Origin of the sequence: Sphingobacterium sp. UBA7253, assembly GCF_002472745.1 — a bacterium.
Taxonomy (GTDB): Bacteria; Bacteroidota; Bacteroidia; order Sphingobacteriales; family Sphingobacteriaceae; genus Sphingobacterium; species Sphingobacterium siyangense.
In genome coordinates this window covers 1-3,742 of sequence record NZ_DKSP01000071.1, presented here as the reverse complement: position 1 = coordinate 3,742, position 3,742 = coordinate 1, and the positions used below count along the sequence as shown (strand labels likewise).

The window sequence follows — 3,742 nt, the reverse complement described above, 5'->3', positions numbered from 1 at the left end:
GTTTTCGATGGCGAGTATTTACTTAATAACGATAAGCAATCCAAACTTTCTTGGAATCTTTCTTATAGTAATGTCAATGTGGATCAGCCAGATTTACGAAGGACAATTTATTCGAAAAAAGAAGGTAGTGATCCGAATAGTCCATATTCTGCTAGTGTGGGTACAATCCCTTCTCCATCAGGAGCAGGACGGTTTTATAGCACTTTGAATGAGAATATTTATGGTGGGGCAGTAAATTGGTCTATATCAACAAAGCTGTTAGGTCAGGAACAAACATTTAAAACGGGAATTTTAAAACAAAATAAAAAGCGTACGGTTGATGCTCGAGTTTTGGCATATAGAGATTTAAGTGAAAGTACAGCTGATCAGAAGAATTTATTAGCGATGCCATTAGATAAAATTTTTGCTCCAGATAATATCTCAAATAAAACTTTAGTTTTGGAAGATATTACTAATCCCGATAATTATTATGAAGGTACAGGGGATCTAAATGCTGCATTTGCCATGCTTTCTGGAAAAGTTACAGAAAAGTTGAAAGCTAGTTTAGGCGTTCGTTACGAAAATTATAAGGAAAAATTGTTAACTGGTAACCTAAATTCCAGTGAAGAAAATAATGTAAACAATACATATAATGATTTTTTGCCATCACTTAACTTGACATATGAACTAAATCCAAAGACTAATTTACGATTTAGCTTTTCAAATACCTTGGCGCGAGCGCAATTTCGTGAATTGGCATCTTTTTCCTTTTATGACTTTGTGACTGGTATTACAAAAAAAGGAAATCCTGATGTTAAGAGAACTAGAATCTCAAATTTTGATTTGCGTTATGAATTTTATCCAAGTCTTGGAAAATTGATCTCAGTTTCGGCATTCTATAAAGATTTGAAAGATCCGATTGAATCAAATATTATCTCAGGATCTTCACCTGCTAGTAAGTTAATGTCTTTCACCAATGCTCCAAAAGCATATATACTAGGTGGGGAAATTGAAATACGTCATGACTTTGGATTTATTGATCCAGATGCAGAGTTCTTCAAAAATTTGGTTTTTAGTACAAATGCAGCAATTATGAAGTCTGAGGTGAATTTTGAAGGTTCACAACCAACGATGGAGAACAAAAGGTCATTGTATGGGCAATCACCGTTCTTATTGAACTTTGGTCTTCAATATTCATCTGACCGTCTTTTTGATGCGAATCTTTTCTTTAATCGTATCGGTCGAAGAATCGATATAGTAGGTTTTGGGCGTTATGAAAATGCAAACTTTATAAGTGAGTATCCTGACATTTTCGAGGCCCCAAGGAGTGTTTTGGACTTTCAACTCTCTAAAAAAATTATTTCTAAGAAAGCAGAACTAAAGCTAAATATTGGCAATCTATTGGATAGCAAATCAATTTTCTATCAGGACGTAGATAAAAGTGGTAAGTACAATGAGGCGGGAGATCGTTTAATAAATTCTATTCAATATGGTAGAAACGTGTCTCTCTCATTCGGTTATAGATTTTAAAGATTAAATAAATATTAGTTAACATTAAGGTTACACTTGGCTTGTAGCTTTGAAAAAAAAACAAATTATGAAATTAAACATGAGTTCAAAATGGTTTGCGTTAGCTTTAGTAGCGACTTCTATGAGTATTGCAAGCTGCAGTAAGTCAGATCCAAGCCCAGTTGACCCTAATCCTAACCCTGGAAGTGGAGATGTAGAGGTAATTGAAGGGAAAATTACGAGCAATAAAGTTTTAAGTGCTTCCAAAACATACTTGTTAAGAGGTTATGTGCAGGTAATGGATGGGGGAACTTTGGAAATACCAGCAGGTACTATCATAAAAGGAGAGAAAGCAACGAAGGCTGCGCTGATTGTTGAAAAAGGAGGCAAATTAAAAGCAAATGGTACAGCAACAAATCCTATTGTTTTTACATCAGATCAAACATCTGGAAATAGAAACGTGGGAGATTGGTCAGGAATAATTATTTGTGGTAAATCTAAGGTGAATTCTGCTGATGGTACCTCTCAATATGAAAGTGGTGTATTAGGTGCTACGGTTGCAACGTACGGAGGTGGAACAAATCCGGTTTTAAATGATAATTCTGGAGAGTTAACTTATGCACGTATCGAATTTGCTGGAAACCCAATTCAAACAGATAAAGAAATCAATGGATTAACATTATGTGCAGTTGGTTCTGAAACTAAAATTCACCATATTCAAGTCTCTTATGGGGGGGATGATGCTTTCGAATTTTTCGGAGGGACAGTAAATGCATCTCATTTAATAGCTTATAGAGGTACTGATGACGATTTCGATTTTGACCAAGGTTATACCGGAGCAATCCAGTACGGAATTTCTATCAAAGATCCAATGATTTCTGACGGAGCTGGTACTTCACGTGGAATTGAGCTAGAAAATAAGGCTGCTGTGGCAAATAATATGTACTCTAGACCAGTCTTATCTAACTTTACTTTTATTGGGCCTGGAGTGGGGACCGATGTTGATAAACACGGAGCTACTGTACATTTTGGGCTAAACAGCCGTATGGTTCTTGCAAATTCAATTATAGTAGATGGTAAAACAGCTGGAATTGAGTTTAACTCGGACTTCCCTGCTGCTGAATTGAAAGCAGGTCGCTCAATTCTCTCAAATAATATGGTATTTGGTAATAAAGCAAACTATGTTTTAAAAGATGTTACATCGTTTGCATCAGTAGCTGACTTAACGGGTTATTTAAATGGATTTGGTGATTTTACAGTTGCTAATCTAGCTGCAGCTGGACTTACAAATACAACCATTGCAGCTCCGAACCTTTTATTGAAAGCTGATTCACCAGCTTTAGGAAAAGCGAAATATGAAGGAGATCTAGCTTCTTTAACAAAAGAGACGTTTATTGGAGCAATGGGGACTACAACAGACTGGACAAAAGGCTGGGCTAGTTGGGATCCTAAAAACAATAAATACTAGAATAAATTATAGTTTAGTAAAATAGAAAATCCTGCTTTCAGCAGGATTTTTTTGTAACTCTTTTAGAATATTTCCTTGTGTAGTCAAATAATATAAATTTAAAATTATGAGAAAAGAAAAATTAAAAAATTCAATCAGGAATAGTAATCTTCTGAAGATAACATCCCTAGCTTTGTTTTTTATGTTTATCTTCATGTACTAAGAATGAAAAATTCGAAAGTACAAAAACGATTGAAGAAAGTACTACAACAGGAAAGACAAAAGCTACAGCAATAACAAACCCAAATGAACAAAATGCTAATAAAAATTGGAAATGGGATGATCCTACCTTAACAACAGTTAAATTATATTTTAAACCAAAAATCAATAATCAACCTAGTCCATCTATAGAAAGGCCATTACCTTGGAATACTTTTGGCAATCCACTAAATAATTCCGATAGAGACTATCGTTCCGAATTGGGGTGGGTGCTATATTTGAAAGACTTCGGTACAGCAGATAGGCCCGCACAGACTCCTTTTTTCGTATTATATAATATTTACTCTGGCGTATTGAGATTTTTTGTCTACAATTATAGAGTACAAGATTTAAGTGAAGGAACGAAAACACATTATGTAGCAAAACTTAGTTATACCATCCCTGAAAAGCATAATGGGATGCTCAGCTTTTCAGCTCCCCCTGACCAATTTATTATCGATAAAGAAGATAAGGATTTGTCCCTAATTAGCGTTACTAAGAAAAATGCAAGTGATGTGTGGATGAACTTTGATTTTGTATTAGCTAAAT

3 protein-coding genes are annotated in these 3,742 nt (G+C 34.9%); all 3 read left to right on the top strand.

Going from position 1 to position 3,742, the window contains the following annotated elements:
- Positions 1 to 1,509, top strand: a 1,509-nt coding sequence (locus tag B2X72_RS07035) for a TonB-dependent receptor domain-containing protein (protein ID WP_286848785.1), incomplete at its 5' end; no start/stop codon positions are given.
- 67 nt (positions 1,510 to 1,576) lie between these two features.
- Complete coding sequence (locus B2X72_RS07030) at positions 1,577 to 2,956, top strand: hypothetical protein (protein ID WP_088160671.1); 1,380 nt, start codon at positions 1,577 to 1,579, stop codon at positions 2,954 to 2,956.
- A 467-nt stretch (positions 2,957 to 3,423) separates the two neighbouring features.
- On the top strand, positions 3,424 to 3,742 hold a 319-nt coding region (locus B2X72_RS07025), incomplete at its 3' end, for a hypothetical protein (RefSeq protein ID WP_286848782.1).

Bases quoted from the DNA above. Each gene is read 5' to 3' on its own strand.
- B2X72_RS07030 (WP_088160671.1), top strand. From the start codon at position 1,577: ATGAAATTAAACATGAGTTCAAAATGGTTTGCGTTAGCTTTAGTAGCG.